Raw genomic sequence first — 17800 nt, 5'->3', positions numbered from 1 at the left:
AGGGGTTTTTAAGTACATAAAGGATACAGAGCAGTGGCGAAGCAGGGGTAGATTGTGATAGACTAGTAAGGTTGTTTTTAAATTGTTTTTGGCAGAGGGCCAAAAAACTGGTGTAATTGAAAATCTTTACATCAGCTGAACTGATATTGTTGGATGCTTGACATGGTTGAGTAAATTCACAACAGAGGATGTAGTCGCTTTAAAAAATGGCCGAACTTGATCAAAGTTTAGCCATTTTTTGTTGGAAGAAAGAGGAATTGTATGTCGGGTAAAGAACGACTATGGACAGGAACGTTTGTTTTAAATATGGGGCTCAACTTTGCCTTTTATTTAGTATTTTATTTATTGACAGTGATTATGGAGTTAGTTGCAACCAGTCAATTCCATGCTAGCGCTGGAATTGCCGGATTGTTGTCAGGTATTTTCATCGTGGGTGGCTTTGCTGGTCGACTATGGACAGGTAAGATGTTGGCAAAATTGGATCAAAAGCGCTTGCTAATTTGGGGAACTGCTTTCTATCTAGTAACAACGCTTCTTTATTTTGTCACGAGTAATGTGGCTTTATTGGCAGTATTGCGTTTGGTTCATGGTTTTGGCTTTGGAATTGCTTCAACGATTGCCGGAACATTGGCCGGACAATTGGTGCCTTTATCACGACAAGGTGAAGGAATTGGTTACTATGCATTATCAGTGACGATGGCATCCGCAATTGGACCATTTTTGAGTATATTTATCTATCAATTGGCTGGCTATGAGGCGTTGCTTTCTTTGGCAACCACAATCCTTATTTTAGGAACGGTTGGGGCATTTTTCATTAAGATTCCCAAGTTTCAGCACGCGACAACCAAAAAGCCAGCGCAATCGAAGAAATCGGGCGCGTTGTTTGAGAAGACTGCTTTGCCAATCTCGATCATTGCTTTGTTGATTGGTGTAGCTTATGCAAGTATTGTGACTTTCTTAGCGTCATATACAACACAGACCCATTTGGTTACGGCCGGATCACTTTACTATGTAGTGTACGCACTGATGGCATTAGTCTCACGTCCGTTTACTGGCCGGATTTTTGATGAAAAGGGCGATAACTATGTGTTATACCCTGCAATGGTGCTCTTTATGATTGGATTGATTTTGACTGGTTGGGCAAGTTCGAGTTGGGAACTGCTTCTTGGAGCAGCTTTTGTCGGTCTTGGATTTGGGACATTCTCACCTTTTGGTCAAGCAATTGCAATTCGTCATTCTGCGCCTGAGCGAATTGGGGCAGCAACCTCAACTTTCTATGGACTTTTCGATATGGGTGTTGGAGTTGGACCGTTTGCATTAGGATTTATTTTGCCTTTGGTTGGCTATGCAAATATTTATTATCTTGCGGCCGGTTTGGTAGTTCTTGTATTAGCTGCCTACTATTTGATGCACGGACGCCATGTTCGTAAATAATATAAGATAGTCTTACAGTCTAGGTGTGCTAAAATAGAGTTATAGCAAAACTAGGAGGGTAGAACGTTATGGAAGAATATAAACGCTGGCGTGAACACTTAAAGAAGATTACTTTCCCCAGTTGGGAAGATCTACCGGTGATCGATCTATACATGGATCAATTGGTGGAGTATGTAAATAGTGTCTTGAAGCCTTTGGAACTACCTGAAGTAACCTCAACGATGATTAACAACTATGTTAAGAAGAAGGTTTTGCTGGCACCAATTAAAAAGAAGTATCAAACGATTCATATTGCTGATCTGTTGATAATTTCATTGATGAAGCCGGTTTTTAGCCTTGAAGAGATTCGGGCGGCGATTGATGTGATTACTGCTAATGATTATCCTAAATCGGCGTATGATCAATTTGTAAACAGTTTGCTGACTCGTCTGCAAGGACCAATCGATCCTGAAGAGCTACTTGCTAGTGAATTATCAGCACAACTGATGCGTGATGCAGCCAGCATTGTTTATCAAAAAATGGAATCAGAGAAACTCTTAGCTTTAATGCGTAATGCGTGATATAAAAAGAACCTTGAAGTGTGATTACTTCAAGGTTCTTTTTTAGTTTATTTAATTCCTAGCATCAATCGTTGAATGTAACGTGATAGGAAGAGTAGAATTACACCAACCGCAACGGAAGCTGATCCGAACCAGAAGAAGTATTGAACTTCATTGGCGGGGTTGTAAAGTGTAACTAACTCGGCGTTCAAAGCTGAACCAGCGGCGGCAGCTAGGAACCACATTGACATCATCTGTGACATAAACGCCTTAGGGGCTAGTTTAGTTGTTACAGATAGGCCAACTGGTGAGATTAACATTTCACCAATAATAACAAGGGCCCAAGATCCAACCAACCAAAGTGGTGAAACCTTAACATCGGTACCAAAAAGCGTCCCAGGTAAGGTCATCAACAAGAATGATGCACCAGCAAACATCAGACCAAGTGCGAACTTAGTTGGTGATGAAGGTTGATTCTTGCGCCATTTCGTCCAAAGCCAGGCAAAGAATGGCGTGTAAAGCATAATGAACAATGGGTTAAGAGATTGGAACCATGCAGCAGGGAACCAAGATGTATCAATTCGTTCAGCAGCGAAAGTTGCTAGCACGATTGACCCTTGTTCCTCAATGGCCCAGAAGAGCACGGCCGCTAAGAAGAGTGGCAAGTAGGCCCAAACGTGTGAACGTTCCTCTTTGGTAATCTTCTTTGAAGTTGTCATCGTGACAAAGTATGATACGGGAATAATCACCGCAATGATTGTCATTAGCCGGATAAAGGCTTCGACATCATTCCAACCCATCATAAACATCCAAGCAACTACAAGTACAAGTAGAACAACCCCAATTGTGATACGAACAATTAATGGCTTGATTTCTTCAGACTGAATTGGATCAGTTGGATAGTTTGTGTCTTTATTTAGGCGCTTGCCACCGAAGTGATATTGGAGAAGACCAAAGAACATTCCAACAGCTGCCAAACCGAAGGCCACGTGGTAACCAGCGGCTTCTTGCGTAGCTCCAACTAGTAGTGGAGCGATGAAAGCACCTAGGTTAATTCCGAAGACGAAGATTGAGAATCCAGCATCACGACTAGCATCGTTGGGCTTGTACAATGATCCGACTAGCGAAGAAACGTTGGGCTTTAGTAGCCCCGTACCAATAATGATTAAGGCGATTGAGGAGAACAAAGCGCTTGCTCCAAATGGCATTGCTAATGCAATGTGCCCAAGCATAATCAGAACACCACCCCAGAATACGGTTCGACGGGCTCCTAGAATTCGGTCGGCAATATAACCACCAACTGCTCCTGATAAGTAAACCATTGAAGCATAGATGGCCATAATTGATGCGGCGGTCGTCCGTGAGATGTTTAGGTCCCCGGTCGAAATCAAGTGCCACATGTAGTAAAGTAAGATCGCACGCATACCGTAGTATGAGAAGCGTTCCCACATCTCAGTCATGAACAATGTCGAGAGCGCTCGTGGCTGCCCCAAGAATTTTTTTTCTTCCATACAACTATTAAACCCCTTAACTGTATAATTAATTTATAAGATATCTCTAATACTTTAACCCATTTAATGGCTCTTTGTAAACGATAATCTGATAAGTTGCTCATTTTTAGAATATTTTATAAAGTTTTTGTTCCAATAATTAACATATATTACATGCGAGGTGAATCTATGCGAGTTGCAATCAGTTCTGATAACCATTTAGACGTTAATAAATTGGATAGTGCTGAAATACTTAAAATGCAAGCTGACTACCTATTAAATGAGAAAATCGATATCTACCTAATTGCTGGTGATCTTTTCAATGATTTCGAGAAGAGTTTAGCGTATGTTCGTAAATTACAAGAGTTGGTCGGATTGGGAATGCTAGTACGCTTTATTGCTGGTAATCATGATATGGCTCGTGGGATTAGTTTTGATGAGTTAGAGTCTCCAGTCGATGAACTCTATTTGCATAATCAGAGCCTTGATATTCCGGGCACGAACTGGCAGATTATTGGTAATAACGGTTGGTATGATTATCGTTTTGCAGAAGGTGTGGAGCCTGAAAGAGTCGCCTCATTTCGCCGGAATCTATATTTCGATCGACAAATTAAACAGCCGATGACTGATATTGAGAGGACAGATCTAGTATTAAAACAAATCGGCAATTTATTAGATAAATCTCATCAAGAACAGAAACAAGTGCTTTTCTTTACTCATTTTGCACCAATTGGTGATGATATAATGTACCCTAAAAATGATGCGCGCTGGGCCCTTGTAAATGGAATCATGGGTTCACCAAGGACGGGGAATTTAATTGAGCAGTATCCAAATGTTCAGAATGTTTATTATGGACACATGCATATATCGGCACCAGTTCGGCAACATCAGCAGGTGGCATACTATAATCCGAGTGTCGGATATAATCGCCGTCGATTGAAAGAATGGACCCAAGAAACCTTCATGGCAACTTGGATCGACAAACTTGCGATAAAAGTGTTGACGAACTAGGGTGCTTCCTGTATTATAAATACCTGTTGAGCAGAGTGTTCAACTAACTGATCACAGTTATTTATGGGGGTTTAGCGAAGTCTGGTTAAACGCGATGGACTGTAAATCCATTCCTTCGGGTTCATAGGTTCGAATCCTATAGCCCCCATTGATTGGGGTATCGCCAAGTGGTAAGGCATTGGTTTTTGGTACCAATATGCGCTGGTTCGATCCCAGCTACCCCAACTATTAAAAAGCAACGACCGATTGAGGTCGTTGCTTTTTTTGTTTTCTAAATGTGTGACTGGGGGTTAGTTCCCTAGGTATTCGCGACTGCGCTTTGTTGATTCATATGGTGCAGCCATGTTTTGGTAAACGTTGGCATCAATTTTAGGATCGGTTGAGACACGTAGCGCCTTACGGAATCCCCGTAAAAGAAAGGTTAGGAATGGTGGCTCAATACCTAATTCTTCAGCGTCGGCAAGTGAAAATTCATAGCGGATGCTGTCCTCATCATTATTGATAACTTTCTTAACCCAGTGTGGTTCACGGATTGACTCAAGTCCCATTACAGCAAAAGTTGCACCGTCATTCAGGGCGCGGTCGGCGTCAGCTGGTGTGATAATTTGACCGGCGACAAAAATAGGAAAGGCGTCACCAACTTGATTAACAAATTTGTTCAAGATCAACTCTTTATCATTTTCGTCACGCAGCGATGTTCGCCAAGCGTAACCCAATGAAATACTGAGGTAGTCCAAAGGCTCATCTTTTAGTTTTTCAACAAGCGCGTGTGCGTCTGCAAGGGTAATCCCGGGTTCTTCAACCTCTTCTGGTGAAATTCGATAGCCCATAATGAATGGTCGAGTTGCATATTTAGCGATGACTGACTTTACTTCATTAATAACGGCTAATGGAAAGTGCATTCGCCTCTCTAAATCGCCACCCCATTCATCGGTACGTTGATTGGAGTTGGGAGAGAAAAATTGCTGAATTAGGTAGGTATTGGCACCGTGAATTTCAACGCCGTCCCAGCCAGCCTCAATTGCGCGCCTGGTTGCTTCGCCAAAATTCTTAATGGTCTGTAGAACCTCTTCACCGGATAGCGCACGTGGGGTTTCATATCCTTCACGTGGAGCGGCAATTTCAGATGCGCTGACGATGTCGTGACCACGAAGGATTTTAGTAGAAGAAATGCGTCCGGCGTCGAAAATTTGTAAGATAGCTTTTGAACCACGGCTCTTGATGGCAGAGGCGGCGTCGCGAAGTCCTGGAATAAAACGATCGTCCCAGACCCCAAACTCGCCTTCAAAACCTTTACCGAGTTCAGAAACATTCGATGAACCAGTGATGATCATACCTGCATCACCCGAATGGAGACGATACCAGCGGAGCTCCGATGGGCTAACAGTGCCATCGGCATTGCCCATTTCCTGTGTTAGAGGGGCCATTACGATTCTATTTGCCACGGTAACACCGCTTTGAAAAGTATATGGTTGCAAAAAATTATGTTCTGTCATAGTTATGTCTCCAATTTCCAGTAGTCACAAGTTTTATACAATTGTATTATGCAGTTGATATTGGCTCTTGTGAAATAACGAATTAGATATATAATTATGCTAAATTCGGCTAGGAGGTTTGATCATGGACGGTAAGCAAATGCGCCAGGTATTGGCAACGATTCAAGATTTGGGAAATCTATCTTTAACGGCTGAGGTGCTATATTTAAGTCAGCCATACCTTACGCGGTCGATTCATGAGGCCGAACAGCGAATTGGCAATCAGATATTGAATCGTGATCATCAGCCTATGACTTTAACCTACGCTGGGAAACAATACTTGGATTATTTAACAACGACCGAACAAGCCGCACACAACTTTGAATTGAAAATGGAAACACTTAATGGATATAGCCAAGGTGTTTTGAAATTGGGTACAAACCGCTCGTTAGGACAGCTTATATATCCAACCTTGATTAAACGGTTGAAGGAAAGTTTCCCTGAGTTGACGATCGAATTAGACGAGTTAACAACTAAGCATGCTCAATATAAGATGATGGCAGGGGAACTTGATTATTTTGTGGGTATGCCTATGGATCATCAGGGGCATTGGCAAATCGAATCGATCTTTATCGATCGGCTAGGATTGTTTGGTACGAATGGATCCTTTATCAGGCAAGCTCACCAGCAAGCTAATGACGTCTTACACAACGTTAACCAACTACCGCTGATTGTTTTGCCGGCTGATACAAATTATCAACAGGTGGTTGATCAATACCTCAAAGAGCGTAAAATTCTACGCCCGGTAATTATGGAGGTTCCGGATATTGTGACGGCCGCGGAATTAGCAATCAGTGGTGTTGGTCAGACAATCTTGCCGGCGCTTTACGTTGCTAGAAATCAGCGCTGGTTAAAGCAAATGGACGTCCGCTTTGCTCCCTTGAGTGGTATCAGCTCACCAGTTGAATTAGCTTATCTTAAAAAGGGGCCAACTTTTTCGGTTTTTAGAAAAGCATTGTTACAAATTGGCGCTGACTTTCAGTTGGGGCAGGATCTTTAGACTATAGTTGGAGTGAGTTATTTGATTAGAATATGGAAAGTCTGGTTGGGGTTCTGGATAGCGCCCTGAGCATGTTTTTGTGATGTAAATGATATATTTCGACCGAAATGTGAATTTTTTTAACAAAACTGTTGCATTTACTGTGATTAATTGATACTATATATTTTGTTGTTGCGGGGGTTTAGCGAAGTCTGGTTAAACGCGATGGACTGTAAATCCATTCCTTCGGGTTCATAGGTTCGAATCCTATAGCCCCCATTGATTGGGGTATCGCCAAGTGGTAAGGCATTGGTTTTTGGTACCAACATGCGCTGGTTCGATCCCAGCTACCCCAATAAAAGGGTCGGTGAGTGCGTGCGCTTGCCGGCTTTTTATGTGTATAAATTTGACACAAGATTTTTGCTTTGTTACCATATCTGATAATAAGATTAATGGGGTATCGCCAAGTGGTAAGGCATTGGTTTTTGGTACCAATATGCGCTGGTTCGATCCCAGCTACCCCAATTTTTTGCAACTAAGCAACTTGAAGTTAATCAAGGGACCACCAGTGCATTGTGTAGATTGATTCATTATACTGGGACAGCTCTGTTCCAGTTTTTTTATGGGTGTTGGTGTGAGGTTGGCAAAGGAATATGTTGAATTGGGTTACATATTGATCAGCTTTGGGATTTTTAGGAGAAATAAATATGAATAATAGTTATATCATCAGGCAAAAGGCCCGTAATTTGATTAAGAAGCCTAATTTTGGCGTGTCTTTAAAGTTATCAGCCTTCATTGTTATTTGGTATTTACTAGACATCGGCGTTAGTTATTATCGTCAGCCAAATAGAATAATCAGCGAACATGCAATCGCTGAAACAATTAGATATGCTGCTGGGTCTGTCACATCTGGACTATTCAGCAGTGTTGTTATCGGTATTTTTGCTTTAGGGACGATGTGGGGCTTTGTTGAATGGTATCGTGATAAGCAGGTGCCTGAAGAACCATATGCAAAGAGCGTACGTTTTTGGTACGGCGATACAATTCGGGATGTTGTTGTCATTCTGGGTGTTCGGTTCATTTTCATTTTTCTCTGGAGTCTGTTACTTTTTGTTCCTGGGATAATTAAGACTTATTCCTATGCTCAGGCTGATCTACTGTTTGCCGAAGACGTAAAGAACAATCGGCCAATTGCAAATGCAACCGAATATTTGACTGAATCACGTGAATTGATGTTAGGTCATAAGATGGAGCTATTTGTGTTAGATCTTACCTTTATTGGTTGGTGGATCTTGATGGCGCTAACTTTTGGCTTGGCTGCGATTTATGTTGTGCCATACCACACTGCAGCACGTGCTGAGTTCTTCGTAGAACTACGTGGTGGCGTAGACGAGCCAGCAGTAAAGGTAGAGGTTTTGCAACCAAAGCAGCCATCAGTTGATGATGAATTATAAAATCTGAAACAAGCCCTTTCAAAATTGAAGGGCTTGTTTTTTACTAATTTAAAATTAGGGCTTGTCTTGAAAATAGTTAACCGGTATACTTTACTGGTTAACTATTTTAATTTAGAAATAAGAAAGGGTACTTATTATGAACGAGGCAGTTGCAGAGCAACTAGATCACTATCTTAATCAGATCCATTTGCTGGCAGAAAACCAGCGAGAAGTCTTAGTTGATAATAACGAAGCGATCTTGACTAATACGCAGGGGCATATTTTAATGTTACTTGCTCAGCATGGTCCGCAGACGAATGCCGAATTAGCTCGGAAATTGAGCATATCACCAGCAGCGATGACAAAGGCAATGAAGAGCTTAAACCGGCGTGAAGAACCAGTTGTGAGCTCAATTTCAGATCCGGACGATGCACGGACAAATCGTTGGGCGTTAACACATGCCGGCGCTGAATTAGCGCAACAACATGTTAAAGCACATGCGAATACACAAAGTGCATATCTAAATGTTTTGGACAAATTCTCGGCGGATGAAGTCGGTGTAATTAGCCGCTTTTTGACAGAATTGGAAGAACGTTGCATAGGGGGCTAGGATGACGAAGATTAAACGCTGGCTATTGGCAATACCGATCATTTTTGTACTTGCTTTAATTATATTGGTGATCGTAACGGGCGTGCGCCAAAACAAAACAGTTCAGGATCAAGCAAGCAAGATTAATGTCGTGAGTTCCTTGAATTTCTATGGTGAGATGGCGCAGGCCGTGGGTGGTGATCGGGTGACCGTTACTAATGTTATTGATAAGGCAAGTGTGGATCCGCATGAATTTGAACCGACAGCAGTAGTTGCTAAAACATATCAAAAAGCACAAGTGATTATTAGTAATGGGGGAGGTTATGACCCATGGAGTACTAATTTTGCAAAGGCAAATTCTCAAGCGGATTCTGTAACGGTGGCTAAATTAGTTGGCTATCATACGGGGGATAATGAACATTTCTGGTATAGTGCAGACACTGCAAAACTTTTAACTGAGCAATTGGTTAAAAGTTTTACCAAGCTTGACCCACAGAATAAAGAACAATTTGAGAAAAACCAACAGGCATATTTGAAATCGCTAGCACCGTTAAATGATTTACGTGAATCGATCCGCGGTCAGCTGGCCGGTAAAAGTGTTCTAACCACTGAGCCGGTAATGGATAATACGTTGGAGCCATTGGGTGCCAAAATTATTGTGCCGGAATTTGCAACGGCGGTGGAGGAAGGAACCGATCCATCATCTGCAGATATTCGGGCATGGCATGATGCCATTGACCAAGGGAAAGTGGCGTTAGTGATTAAGAATAAGCAGACGACTAGTAAATTAGTAGACCAGGCGGTTGCATATGCAGAGGAAAAGCAGGTGCCCGTTATTGGAGTGACAGAAACTAAGCCTGATAATATGAGCTTTCTCAAATGGCAGGAACAACAACTAGAAGCGATTAAGGGGGCTTTAGCGCAATGAATTTGTTAACAGGCCGAGATATTGGCATTAAAGTTGATGAACGTTGGTTATATCGAGAGGTCGACTTCCATTTGGCACAAAAGCGAATGTTGGCGATTGTTGGCGATAATGGAGTTGGAAAGACAACGCTTTTGCAAGCCATTTTAGGTCAGCGAAAATTGACTGAAGGGGAATTACAATGGCACACGGAAAATGGTAAGCAGCCGACAATCCGTTATGTGCCTCAGTATCGACCTGACATGCAGGCTTTCCCGCTCTATATCAAGGACTTTGTTGCACTTAGCTTTGATCGTGGTTTGCGTCCTTGGCTTTCGGCTCAGGAAAAGCATCAATTACAACATATTTTAGAAGATACAAATTTGCTAGCGCTGGCAGATCGAAGAATCGACACGGCTTCTGGCGGGGAACGGCAACGCGCTTATCTGGCGCAAGCATTAGCTCAAAACCCACAAATTTTAATTCTTGATGAGGCAACGGCAAATCTTGATAATAGTGCCAAATATGAATTGATGGATGTGGTTAAACATTATCGAGATCATCATGATCTAACTATTATTATGGTAAGTCATGATTTGGATATTGTCAGCGACTATGGAGATGATTACTTACTATTAACACCACACGGAAATGAATTTGGTGATTGTAAGGATGCGGATTTAGCAAGATTAAAGGTGAGGTATGATGCAGATGTTTAGTTATCCTTTTATGCAAAATGCCTACTTAGTTGGTACGTTAATTGCGATTGTTGCCGGAATTGTGGGAGTTTTTATTGTTGCTCGCTCAATGTCATTTTTGGCGCACACATTAAGTGAGATTGGCTTCGCTGGTGCTTCATTTGGTCTCTTTATGGGATGGAATCCACTTCTAGGAATGTTAATCTTTACTATTCTAGCTTCGACAACAATTGGACAATTGGGGATGAATGAGAATCGGTCAGAATCGCTGATTTCGTCTGTTTCAGCCGTCGCAATTGGGCTAGGAATCGCCTTTCTGGCACTCTCGCAAAAGAATGCTTCAGCGGCGACCGGAATTTTATTTGGTTCAATTTTTAGTATTTCACTCGTGAATATCTATGAGGTGGTGGGGTTGGCCTTATTAGTCTTGATCGTGGTGATGGTATTGTTTCGTCAGTTACGTCATTTTGCATTTGATTATTCAACAGCAGTTTTTTCACTCAAAAATGTTACTTTAATTGAAGTTGCGTTTCTGGTTATTATGGCGACAACTGTGGCAGTTTCGGCACAAGTTGTTGGATCGTTATTGATCTTTATTTTAATGACTTTACCGGCTTCAGCTGCAATGCGATGGGGAAGAACGGTTTGGCAGATGATGGGGTTAGCCGTGTTGTTTGCCTTGATTGGAATATGGTCAGCGTTGGCCCTGTCTTATTGGACAAATGTGCCAGTCAGTTTCTACATTGCAATTATTGAAGCAGGTATTTATTTCTTGAGTTTGGTAAAAACACAAAAATAATTTAACAAAGAACTTGAAATTTACCTATCGGGTATGGTTATAATTGAACTACTAATTTAAGTGGAGGGAGGAGACACTTTGGTGTCTGTCTCCCTCTTTTATATGGCTTCTTAGTAAACGAGGAAACCAATCGGCTATTATGAGCTGAGAACATGGGTAGAATCTTTACGGATTGATTTCTGTAGACGATTTATTTCAGTTAATTGATTGGGTGGGATTAGCTGATTCAATTTTTTTGTGTCGTAAAATTAACATACAGTCTTTTAGAATCTTAACCTGTTGGTTAAGGAATCTTAGATTTATTGAAATTTACGATTGAATATCTTTGGGGGTAATTATATGGAGGAAGCAAAGATTTCCAAACGTGTTTTGGGAGCAATTATAGCGACTGGAATTATGTCGTTTAGCGGGGTTTTAGTTGAAACCGCGATGAATGTTACATTTCCAACATTGATGCGTGAATTCGGCGTTTCAATTGATTTAGTACAGTGGATGACAACAATTTATCTATTGATGGTAGCCATTGTTGTACCATTGTCTTCATGGTTTAAGAAAAATATTAAGATGCGGACGCTCTTTTTATTGGCAATTTCATTCTTCATTCTTGGGGTTGTTACTGATGCAATCGCAATGAATTTTCCGGTGTTACTATTAGGAAGATTGATTCAAGGAATAGGTGTGGGAATTGCCCTACCATTAATGTTCAATATTATTTTGGAGCAAGTTCCTAAGGCTAAGCTTGGGGTCATGATGGGAATTGGAACGTTAATCACATCAATTGCGCCAGCAATCGGACCAACTTTTGGTGGAGTTATGGTTACCAGTCTAGGTTGGCGATTTATCTTTATTATATTGTTACCGTTTTTGTTGGTTGCAATGGCGTTGGGTCTGAAGACCATTGATCAGAAGAGTGCATTAATTCCAAGCCGCTTTAATGGGTTGAACTTAATCTTTATCATGTTAATGTTTATCGGGCTAATCCTTGCATCAAGTAATATTATTCAAATTGGTCAGAAGCCACTGCTATTTTGGTTACCATTGGTAATTGGAATTATTGGTGTGATTGGTTTCTTCTACCTTAATCAACGCGCAAATCCACTGGTTGACGTGCGTGTTTTAAAGAATTTGAATTTCGCAGGTCATGCGATTAGTTTTGCAATCTTGCAGTCAATGGTATTGGGCTTATCTTTTGTGTTGCCAAATTATATCCAGCTTGTTGACGGTGGGAGTGCTACTAAAGCAGGACTGATTGTATTACCAGGATCAATTTTAGGAGCGATTTTTTCACCACTTGGTGGTCGAATCCTAGATCGTTTTGGTGCCCGACGACCACTATTATTTGGTGCCACCCTGTTGGTGCTATCGCTGACATTATTCTCAGTCTTTGGTCAGCGATTGAATCCATTGACAATTCTGATGATCAATTTGATTTTCATGGTTGGATTTGGTTTGAGCCTTGGAAATGTGATGACAAGTGGCTTAAATCAAATTAATGCTAGTCAGAAAGCTGATGGGAATGCTTTATTAACAACGATTCAACAATTTGCAGGAGCGCTTGGAACCGCAATTCCGGCGGCAATCGTTGCAATTGCACAAGCAAGCCAAGGATTAACTGAGTCGCGGTCGACTGCTATCGGATCTCAGCATGTTTTGATAATGTTTGCCATTTTGGCGGTAGTTCATTTTATAATTTTGTTTAAGGTTGTAAAGACACAAGATTAATATTAATTTTGAGGATGATTAGCTGGCTCTTGCAGTCCTAATCATCCTTTTATAGATAGGGGCATTAATTAGCAACCAATGCGCCTTTCTGGTATGATGGTTATTGACGAATTCTAGGGAAAAGGAAAAAGATATGCTAACAGTATCAAATGTGTCCGTAGCTTTTTCAGGGAAAAAGCTGTACGACGATGTTAATTTAAAATTCACACCAGGAAATACTTATGGTGTTATTGGAGCCAATGGAGCTGGAAAGTCGACCTTTTTGAAGGTGCTTGAAGGTAAGTTAGCTCCGACAACTGGAAATGTAATGATGGAAACCAATGAACGAATGTCTTCATTGGTGCAAGATCACTTTGCCTTTGATGGCTACAATGTATTAGACACGGTTTTGCAAGGGCATCAAGAACTATATGATGTTAAGAACGCCATGGATGAGATCTATGCTCACGATCCATTTACTGACGAAGATGGAATTAAAGTGGGTGAGTTATCAGCACGTTTTGAGGAATTGAATGGTTGGAACGCTGAACCAGAAGCTGCTCAATTACTACAAAACATGGGAATTGATGAAGGTCAACATTACACAATGATGAGTGATCTGCCCGAAGTAGTTAAGGTTAAGGTATTATTGGCACAGGCCTTGTTTGGTAGCCCCGATATCCTAATCTTGGACGAGCCAACAAATGGTTTGGACACGAAGACGATTGCTTGGTTAGAAGACTTCTTGGCCGATTACCAAAATATCGTGATCGTGGTTTCCCATGATCGACACTTCCTGAATGCTGTTTCAACAATGATTTTGGATGTTGATTTTGGAAAGATTAAACTCTTCGTTGGAAATTATGATTTCTGGAAGGAATCATCAGAGCTAGCACTTCGTTTGCAACAAAACGCTAACTCAAAGAAGGAAGAGCAAATTAAGCAGCTACAAGACTTTATTGCTCGTTTCTCAGCAAATGCATCTAAGTCGAAGCAAGCAACTTCACGTAAGAAGCAGTTAGATAAGATTACTTTGGACGATATCCAACCATCAACGCGTAAGTATCCATATATTAAGTTTGAAATTATGCGAGAAATTGGTAATGACTTACTACGTGTTGAGAATCTCTCAAAGACCGTTGACGGTGTTAAAATCTTGGATGATGTGACATTTACGCTCCGGCCAGGGGAAAAGACATTGATCATGGCTGAAAACGACGTTGCGGCCACAACTTTGCTTGATATCTTGGCTGGTCGAGTTGAGCCTGATAGTGGTGAAGTTATCTGGGGTGTAACGACTTCGCGTGATTATCTTGCCAAAGATATGAATGAGAATTTTGTTAAACCAGAAATGCCAATTCTTGATTTCTTGCGTGATTTTGCGTCTAAGGAAGAGAATGATAATACCTTCTTACGTGGTTTGCTCGGTCGGATGCTCTTCAAGGGTGAGGATGCAGAGAAGACTTTGGATGTGTTGTCTGGTGGCGAAAAAGTTCGTGTAATGTTGTCAAAGTTGATGTTGACAAAGACCAATGTGTTGGTTCTCGACGATCCAACAAATCATTTGGATCTTGAATCAATCACGGCGTTGAATGATGGCCTGGTCGATTACAAGGGATCATTGATTTTTACCTCTCATGATCGGACTTTTGCTCAAACAATCGCGGATCATATTGTAGTCGTTAGTGATCAAGGAGTCGTTGATCGTTCTGAGACAACTTACGATGATTTCATGGCACATGATGAAGTACAAAAGCAACTTGCTGAGAAGCATATTGTGCTATAAGTGCAGTTAATGGGTGTACCTAATCTAGGTACGCCTTTTTATTTTCAAACTAAGTGTGGGTTGTGAATAAATGCTTTCGGTTGGCTCTATTGTAAAAGGAAGCAAATCTTGCGAAAAAAGCTTAATCTTTAAGTTATATAAGAATAATCGACTTATTTAGTGGTATGATAAGTGATGTAAAGCGCTTTCTTTACGACGAAAACGGAGTGTTCTGAAAGGAATAAATGAAGATGATTACGGTAAAGCAGTTCGGTCTTACACCGAGTGGAGAACCTGTTTCACAGGTGACAATTAAGAATAATCATGGGCATGAATTAGGGCTGATTTCATATGGAGCTAGTTGGCAATTCTTCCGTGAGCAGGATGGCACCCAACATCGTGATTTGGTGGTAGGTTTTGACTCACTTGATGATTACCTAACACATCCGTATTATCTAGGAAATGCGATTGGTCGTGTTGCAGGTCGGATTGGATCGGCAAGTTTTGACTTAAATGGTAATAATTATGATATTGAAGCCAACGAAGGCGGTAATACGCTCCACGGTGGTGATCATGGTTTTGCAGATCGGAATTGGCAAACACAGATTCTTGAAGAAGAAAATGCGGTGGTTTTCTCCACGACATTAAAGCCAGAAGAAGATGGCTTTCCAGGTCAAATGGATACCACGGTTAAATATACTTTGACCGAGGCAAATGTTGTTGAGATTGAATTCTCAGCTATTACGGATGAGGATACCTTATATAACCCAACATCGCACGTCTATATGAATCCGGCTGGTAAAGGAACTGATGCGCGCGAGCTAACTTTACACCTAGTTGCTCAAAACCGGCTTGAAATGGATCATGAAAAGATTCCAACTGGTAATAAGTTGGACGTACGTGGTACAGCTTATGACTTTACTGAAGCAACGATAATTGACGATAACCTTGCGAAGGGTGTTGATCAGTTTGATGATGTCTATGCACTTGATGAGTTGACTGATGCTCAACCGAATGCAACGCTAGCCGATCCAAAATCAGATCGCGCAATCGAAGTTCGGACAGATCGTAATGCGTTGGTATTCTTTATCGCGAACCCAGCTGATGACGGATCAAATAGTGCAGATTGGATTGAACGGCATCCTTTTAACGCCATTGCTTTAGAGGCGCAAATTCTCTCGGATGCAATCCATCATCAAGAATTTGGTGATATTGTTTTGGTAGCTGGCAAGCAACAAACATATCGGACTTCTTACACGTTTAAAGGTATCAGAGGAAGTAACGACTAGTTTTGCAAAAACGAAATAAGTGGTATCATCTTTCAAACGGGTTGATTTGAAATTTTGTTGTAGAAAAGTACTACAAGGTTGAAGCGGTAGTCATCCTTGAATAAAGATTTTACCAAGGTGAATAGAATATTATGAACTTAGCAAAAAGTATCATTGAATTGGCCTTACTTTTCATTGCGGTTACACTAATTGTGGTTGGTCGTGACTTACGACGCTCATATTTAGTTTGGCTTGGTGGCATTGTTGCAGTATTAGGCGTAATAGTATGGTTCTCAGTTCACTAAAGGTTGATATGAACTAACTACTATGAATAAAAGATTATTGAGTTATTTTAAAGTTTAAAAACCGAATGTCTGCCTTGTATGAGGTAATCATTCGGTTTTTAAAATTTGTTGGAGGGGTTTATGGCAAAAAAAGAACGAATTAAAAAGATCCTGGTCGAGCAAATCTTGGATAAAGCAGGTGTTCCACATGAAACAATATATTTTCCAAAAGGGATGGAACCAGATCCTGAGCGAATGGAGTATTATGATCTAAGTCAGCATGTGATCTATAAGACTCTTGCTTTGAGTGGCAATGTAACTGGACCGGTAATCGGTATTGTACCAGTTGATGAACATTTGGATGAAAAGAAATTGGCTGTTGTATCGGGTAATAAAAAAGTCAATATGATTCCAACTCGTGAGCTGCAGAAGACCACAGGGTATATTCATGGCGCAAATAATCCCGTGGGAATCTGGCAGAATAAAAAGTTTCCAATTTATATTGATAAGGGTGCTTTAGAGCAAGGAATGATTACGGTATCTGCCGGTGAGGTGGGCCGATCGATTAGAATTGATGCCCAAGCTCTAGCAACGTTTGTCCAGGCGGAATTCGCAGATTTAGTAGCTCAAAATCAAGGAACTGAACGGAATGAATGGAATTGACATATTAAAAATTGTTGGGATGGTTTTATTAGCCTTGCTGATAATACCGATGTTAGCTGCAGGCTTGATTTCTGCATTGACGACACGGGCAAATACAAAACTACTCAGTCGTTTTGGCGAAAGAACTCCCCTTATATTAGGGTGGTTTGGGGTGATCGTTCATGAATTATCACATGCTTTAATGGCAATTATTTTTCGACATCAGATTGACCAGATTAAGTTGCTACAAAATCCTTTTAGTAAGGATCATAATGGGCGACTTGGTTATGTATCACATGCATGGGACCCCACGTCGCGCTACCAAACAATCGGTAATTTTTTTATTGGTATGGCACCAATTTTTGGTGTTTCACTAGTTATGTGGTTGATAACTAAATTACTTTGGCCAGCGATTTTTGAGTTGAATCAATTAGGATGGCGCGTGCTACTGACTGGAAGTTGGTGGCAAATTCTGATTTGGCTGTATTTGGTGGTCAATCTAACCCTAGCACTAAACATGAGTGATGCTGACTGGCAAAATACTCGATCGGGGATGCTATTGTATTGTTTAGTTCTACTGGTTGTAGGTGTAATTCTAGGGATTGTTAACCTTTCAATTGCCGGATTATACACGCAGTTAGTAATGCCGATCCTTATTTTCTATGGCACTTTACTAGTGGTTAGCTCAATTATGTATTTAATTGCAACGCTTTTGACGCGAAATTAGGA

Annotated in this window: 17 protein-coding genes and 5 tRNA genes; 20 read left to right on the top strand and 2 right to left on the bottom strand. The window is 41.1% G+C overall.

What is annotated here, in order from left to right:
- The first annotated feature begins 261 nt into the window (after nt 1-261).
- Complete coding sequence (locus tag ESZ50_RS07035) at nt 262-1434, top strand: MFS transporter (protein ID WP_148622854.1); 1173 nt, start codon at nt 262-264, stop codon at nt 1432-1434.
- A gap of 68 nt (nt 1435-1502) precedes the next feature.
- The gene (locus tag ESZ50_RS07030; RefSeq protein WP_148622853.1) at nt 1503-1994 is read left to right on the top strand and encodes a DUF1836 domain-containing protein; all 492 of its coding nucleotides are present in this window, start codon (nt 1503-1505) and stop codon (nt 1992-1994) included.
- 47 nt (nt 1995-2041) lie between these two features.
- Here ESZ50_RS07030 and ESZ50_RS07025 read toward each other — a convergent pair whose 3' ends face one another.
- On the bottom strand, nt 2042-3484 hold the full coding sequence (locus ESZ50_RS07025; RefSeq protein ID WP_148622852.1) for a peptide MFS transporter: 1443 nt from the start codon (nt 3482-3484) through the stop codon (nt 2042-2044).
- 168 nt (nt 3485-3652) lie between these two features.
- Between ESZ50_RS07025 and ESZ50_RS07020 the strand changes: the two genes are divergently transcribed.
- The 3 genes from ESZ50_RS07020 (at nt 3653) to ESZ50_RS07010 (ending at nt 4699) form a co-directional block, all read left to right on the top strand.
- Entirely contained in the window at nt 3653-4474 is an 822-nt protein-coding gene (locus ESZ50_RS07020; RefSeq protein ID WP_246111527.1) for a metallophosphoesterase, read from the top strand.
- Nucleotides 4475-4539: 65 nt separating this feature from the next.
- A tRNA-Tyr gene (locus ESZ50_RS07015) sits at nt 4540-4622 on the top strand.
- 5 nt (nt 4623-4627) lie between these two features.
- Nucleotides 4628-4699 (top strand) — tRNA-Gln (locus tag ESZ50_RS07010).
- Nucleotides 4700-4764: 65 nt separating this feature from the next.
- Here ESZ50_RS07010 and ESZ50_RS07005 read toward each other — a convergent pair.
- Nucleotides 4765-5970 carry an NADH-dependent flavin oxidoreductase gene (locus tag ESZ50_RS07005; RefSeq protein ID WP_148622850.1) on the bottom strand — a complete coding sequence of 402 codons (1206 nt, stop codon included), beginning with the start codon at nt 5968-5970 and terminating at the stop codon, nt 4765-4767.
- Nucleotides 5971-6094: 124 nt separating this feature from the next.
- Between ESZ50_RS07005 and ESZ50_RS07000 the strand changes: the two genes are divergently transcribed.
- The 15 genes from ESZ50_RS07000 to ESZ50_RS06935 all read left to right on the top strand — a co-directional run bounded on the left by ESZ50_RS07000 (nt 6095) and on the right by ESZ50_RS06935 (nt 17798).
- Complete coding sequence (locus ESZ50_RS07000) at nt 6095-7009, top strand: LysR family transcriptional regulator (RefSeq protein ID WP_148622849.1); 915 nt, start codon at nt 6095-6097, stop codon at nt 7007-7009.
- Nucleotides 7010-7184: 175 nt separating this feature from the next.
- Nucleotides 7185-7267 (top strand) — tRNA-Tyr (locus tag ESZ50_RS06995).
- Between the two features lie 5 nt (nt 7268-7272).
- Nucleotides 7273-7344, top strand: a tRNA-Gln gene (locus tag ESZ50_RS06990).
- A gap of 97 nt (nt 7345-7441) precedes the next feature.
- Nucleotides 7442-7513, top strand: a tRNA-Gln gene (locus tag ESZ50_RS06985).
- Nucleotides 7514-7695: 182 nt separating this feature from the next.
- Entirely contained in the window at nt 7696-8442 is a 747-nt protein-coding gene (locus tag ESZ50_RS06980) for a DUF975 family protein (protein ID WP_148622848.1), read from the top strand.
- Nucleotides 8443-8578: 136 nt separating this feature from the next.
- On the top strand, nt 8579-9031 hold the full coding sequence (locus ESZ50_RS06975; RefSeq protein WP_148622847.1) for a MarR family transcriptional regulator: 453 nt from the start codon (nt 8579-8581) through the stop codon (nt 9029-9031).
- Between the two features lies 1 nt (nt 9032).
- Nucleotides 9033-9938, top strand: coding sequence for a metal ABC transporter solute-binding protein, Zn/Mn family (locus ESZ50_RS06970; protein WP_148622846.1), 906 nt, complete (start codon nt 9033-9035; stop codon nt 9936-9938).
- Nucleotides 9935-10633 (top strand): metal ABC transporter ATP-binding protein, encoded by a 699-nt coding sequence (locus ESZ50_RS06965; protein ID WP_148622845.1) that lies wholly within the window; start codon nt 9935-9937, stop codon nt 10631-10633. Before ESZ50_RS06970 ends, ESZ50_RS06965 begins: the two co-directional genes overlap by 4 nt.
- The gene (locus ESZ50_RS06960; protein ID WP_148622844.1) at nt 10626-11411 is read left to right on the top strand and encodes a metal ABC transporter permease; all 786 of its coding nucleotides are present in this window, start codon (nt 10626-10628) and stop codon (nt 11409-11411) included. The genes ESZ50_RS06965 and ESZ50_RS06960 overlap by 8 nt, the downstream gene beginning before the upstream one ends.
- A gap of 339 nt (nt 11412-11750) precedes the next feature.
- Nucleotides 11751-13133: an MFS transporter gene (locus ESZ50_RS06955; protein WP_148622843.1), complete on the top strand. Its 1383-nt coding sequence runs from the start codon at nt 11751-11753 to the stop codon at nt 13131-13133.
- A gap of 133 nt (nt 13134-13266) precedes the next feature.
- Nucleotides 13267-14898: an ABC-F family ATP-binding cassette domain-containing protein gene (locus tag ESZ50_RS06950; RefSeq protein ID WP_148622842.1), complete on the top strand. Its 1632-nt coding sequence runs from the start codon at nt 13267-13269 to the stop codon at nt 14896-14898.
- 224 nt (nt 14899-15122) lie between these two features.
- Nucleotides 15123-16166 (top strand): aldose epimerase family protein, encoded by a 1044-nt coding sequence (locus ESZ50_RS06945; RefSeq protein ID WP_246111526.1) that lies wholly within the window; start codon nt 15123-15125, stop codon nt 16164-16166.
- A gap of 131 nt (nt 16167-16297) precedes the next feature.
- Nucleotides 16298-16450, top strand: a complete 153-nt coding sequence (locus ESZ50_RS11695) for a hypothetical protein (protein WP_187387574.1) — start codon at nt 16298-16300, stop codon at nt 16448-16450.
- A 120-nt stretch (nt 16451-16570) separates the two neighbouring features.
- The gene (locus ESZ50_RS06940) at nt 16571-17092 is read left to right on the top strand and encodes an aminoacyl-tRNA deacylase (RefSeq protein WP_148622840.1); all 522 of its coding nucleotides are present in this window, start codon (nt 16571-16573) and stop codon (nt 17090-17092) included.
- Nucleotides 17079-17798 carry a hypothetical protein gene (locus ESZ50_RS06935; RefSeq protein WP_148622839.1) on the top strand — a complete coding sequence of 240 codons (720 nt, stop codon included), beginning with the start codon at nt 17079-17081 and terminating at the stop codon, nt 17796-17798. The genes ESZ50_RS06940 and ESZ50_RS06935 overlap by 14 nt, the downstream gene beginning before the upstream one ends.
- Nucleotides 17799-17800 lie beyond the last annotated feature (2 nt).

This window comes from Weissella muntiaci (assembly GCF_008107635.1).
GTDB lineage: Bacteria > Bacillota > Bacilli > Lactobacillales > Lactobacillaceae > Weissella > Weissella muntiaci.
The sequence above is the reverse complement of the archived record's forward strand: the minus strand, read 5'-3'. Positions and strand labels throughout refer to the sequence as shown.